3 protein-coding genes are annotated in these 2,416 nt (G+C 64.7%); all 3 read right to left on the bottom strand.

Annotation, left to right across the window (positions count from 1 at the left end):
- Positions 1 to 337 precede the first annotated feature (337 nt).
- On the bottom strand, positions 338 to 1,279 hold the full coding sequence (locus DC522_RS33165) for a D-alanyl-D-alanine carboxypeptidase family protein (protein ID WP_116532651.1): 942 nt from the start codon (positions 1,277 to 1,279) through the stop codon (positions 338 to 340).
- A 145-nt stretch (positions 1,280 to 1,424) separates the two neighbouring features.
- Entirely contained in the window at positions 1,425 to 1,949 is a 525-nt protein-coding gene (locus DC522_RS33160) for a hypothetical protein (protein ID WP_245444754.1), read from the bottom strand.
- Between the two features lie 59 nt (positions 1,950 to 2,008).
- Positions 2,009 to 2,302: an alpha/beta hydrolase gene (locus tag DC522_RS33155; protein WP_116532649.1), complete on the bottom strand. Its 294-nt coding sequence runs from the start codon at positions 2,300 to 2,302 to the stop codon at positions 2,009 to 2,011.
- Positions 2,303 to 2,416 lie beyond the last annotated feature (114 nt).

The raw sequence follows: 2,416 nt of genomic DNA, 5'->3' as shown, positions 1-2,416 counted from the left end.
CTGCTGTTACCCTTCGTGTTACCCGAAGAACAATTAGCCTGAGCGCTGAAGCTGAATGAAGATCGATAAACCCTTGCGGGTTAAGGGTTTGAGGTGGTGAGCGCGCTGGGACTCGAACCCAGGACCCTCTGATTAAAAGTCAGAGGCTCTGGTCGGCCTCCGCCTGCAGATGGCGAAGATGGCACTCAGATGTTGTCTTAGCCCAACAGCTTAGATGTCGGTGTTGCCGCGGCAATTCAATCCGCTCTCAACCACCTTAGATGAGGCCCTGAGCACGGGAGCGGCGGGTGAACTCCTGTGTTCGCATCAGCTCTCCGGCTTGCGCGCCGGCCCACTATCAACGTCGAAGCGGCAGGACCGCTGTAGGCTTTCCGTCACCACCGGCGGTGACGGTTCCCGCGACTGCAGGACCCTGTCGGCCGCACTTGAGGCGACGCAGGTCGGTGCCTGGTGCAGGAGCGTCGGCTCTCACCATGCGGAGATTGCCGATGGAGCTTGTCGCTCCCGCAAGACCGATGTCGAGGAGTTCCTTCGTGATCCGGGTCCGCGTCGCCGCGCTGGGAGCCCCGAGCACCACCCCGACAACCCGCCTGCCACCGCGGACCGCCGAGACGGCTACGTTGAACCCCGAGGCGCAGACGTAGCCGGTCTTCGTTGCCTCCAGGCCGGCATAGTCCTCCACCAGCTTATTGGTGTTCTTGAGCGTCCGACCGTTGACCGCAACAGCCGACGTCCTGAAGAGGTCGGCGTAGCCCGCATGAGAGCTCAGGACCGCCAGCATGAGCACGGCCATGTCCCGCGCATTGGTCACCTGGCGGTCATCATGCAGGCCACTGGCATTGACAAAGCGCGTGCCGCTCATCCCAAGACGTGAGGCCTCCGCGTTCATCGCTGCAACGAATGCTGCCTCGCTGCCGCTGGCAGCTTCCGCGATCGCCACCGCCACGTCGTTGGCGCTCTTGACCAACATGACGCGGAGCGCGTCCTCCAGGCGGAGAGAGGTGCCCGGTGGGGCCCCCAACTTTGAGGGGGCCTGAGCAGCAGCCCGCGCACTCAGGACGATGGAGGTGTCCAGGGCGAGCTTGCCTGATCGGACTACCATGAGGGCGAGATGGGCCGTCATCAGCTTGGTGAGCGAGGCCGGGTGCCAGGACCGGGTCGCCTCCTGGGCGGCCAGGACGTCCCCGGTGGATGCATCCACCAGCAGCAGGGGAGAGGCATCGGCGGGAGAGGCCGTCAGGAACAGGCCAGCGGCCAGCAAGAGCGAGGACAGCTTCATGTGCTGATGGTTGACTGAACCGCGGCCGTGCGCAAGTGCCGGGCGGCGAGAAGCCTCGGCTCTGGCACGTTCGTTCGGGGTACCCCGGCTCGCCTGTCTGGGACGAGCCAGTAATCTCTGGCCCAACAACTACCGGTGGCCGAGACTACGTGGTCTCTTCGAGCACCTTGCGCACGGCAGCCAGCGACAGGCCGAAGTGTTTCGCCACTTGAGTGGGTGCTACGCCGGCCAGAACAGCGGCCCGCACGGCTTTGCGCTGTCCCTCCTGCAGCAGCGATGCGGTTCTGCCAGCTCTTACGGATCTGCCCTGCTTTGCAGGGGCTGGAGCGAGGTGCTTGAGCGACAGGCTGGCCTGTCGGGCTGCCGCCTCCAGTTCCGGCCGTTTGCCCCTGCCCTCCTGCAGCCGGCGCTGCACTTCCTCCAAGAGCCGACCGAGATGCTGTGCCAGTTCAGCATCCGATAAGCCGGCAAGCTCCAGTGGCCTGGCCGAGGCGGAGGCCGGTTCGGACGGCGGGCTCGGTATGGTCAGCGTGTACTCGAACAGGTCGAGAGTGCGGGGTGAAGATCCCTTGTGCGGCATAGGATGTAAATGGGCATCAGGCTGTCCTGCCCCAAGCTTCCGGGGCTCGTCACATTGCCGCGTAGCCTCGGGGAACAGACCGGTCCGCATGTGCGAGATCTCGCAGCCTTTCCGCTGATGCCGCGAAGCTGTCGCGAGAATGATCGGACCTATGGTAGTCGACGTGACGTGCCAGCGCTGTCTGTAGAGCGGTCTGCCAGGCGGGCCTCGATCCCGCCCTGCTCCAGGTTTTGGGAGTGGCTCCCGCCCTCGATGCGGACGAAGCGCTTCGGCTCGGGGGCGGCCGCATACAGCCGCTCGCCGAACGCAAACGGGATGGTGCGATCATCCGTGCCATGCAGGATCAGGATCGGCGCCTTCACCTTCGGGATGATGTCGAGCGAGCGGAACTGGCCCAGCATCAGCCAGGAGACGGGCACATACCAGTAGGTGAGGCTGGCCACATCGGCGGGGAGGTGTAGGGCGCGTCCCCTCGAAAGCGTAAGCGGGGCAGTTTGGGGGGCGAGGGATTCCTCCGGACCGGCTTTCGTGATTCACTTCATGCATGACGGTGCCGC

Source organism: Microvirga sp. KLBC 81 (assembly GCF_003075415.1).
Taxonomy (GTDB): domain Bacteria; phylum Pseudomonadota; class Alphaproteobacteria; order Rhizobiales; family Beijerinckiaceae; genus Microvirga.
This window is presented reverse-complemented; position numbering and strand designations above follow the sequence as displayed.